The sequence below is a fragment of the Methylobacterium platani genome (assembly GCF_001653715.1).
GTDB classification, from domain to species: domain Bacteria; phylum Pseudomonadota; class Alphaproteobacteria; order Rhizobiales; family Beijerinckiaceae; genus Methylobacterium; species Methylobacterium platani.
Window position 1 is genome coordinate 1,601 of record NZ_LWHQ01000117.1, and the last position, 489, is coordinate 2,089.

Consider the following 489-nt stretch of genomic DNA (forward strand, 5'->3'; position numbering starts at 1 on the left):
TCGACCTCTACGCCCTCGAGGACGATCCGGACGACGCCGTCGACGTGGTGAGCAAGGGCGAGCCCGAGCAGCGCCTGCCGCCGCTGCACGGCCGGCTGACCTTCCTCCACCGCGACGAGAACGACCGCGAGCGCCACGTCTGCTACCGCGCCCTGCTGCAGCCGCACCCGATCGCGTTCCAGGCCCGCCTGCGGGCGGCGCTGACCGCCTCGGGCATCTCGACCAGGATCCCGGGCCGCGAATTGCTGCTGGTGCGCCGCGGGCCGGTGCCGGCCGGGGCCAAGACCAGCACCCTCGTCGACCGGTTCCTCGCCGCGGGCGGCACGCTGATCGATCCGTCCGACGACGACCTGCGCACCTTCGTGGCCCTTCGCACCCTGCGCGACGGGGCGCTGCGGGAGGGGGAGATGGACCGGTTCGAGCGCTGGATGCGCGACACCCTGCCGGTGCGCGGCACCGCGTTCTTCCGCCGGATCGGCCTGCCGGGCG

1 pseudogene is annotated in these 489 nt (G+C 74.4%); it reads left to right on the forward strand.

The annotated features are described in order from the left end of the window. Positions 1-489, forward strand: a pseudogene (locus A5481_RS31595) (ATP-binding protein); the annotation flags it as partial.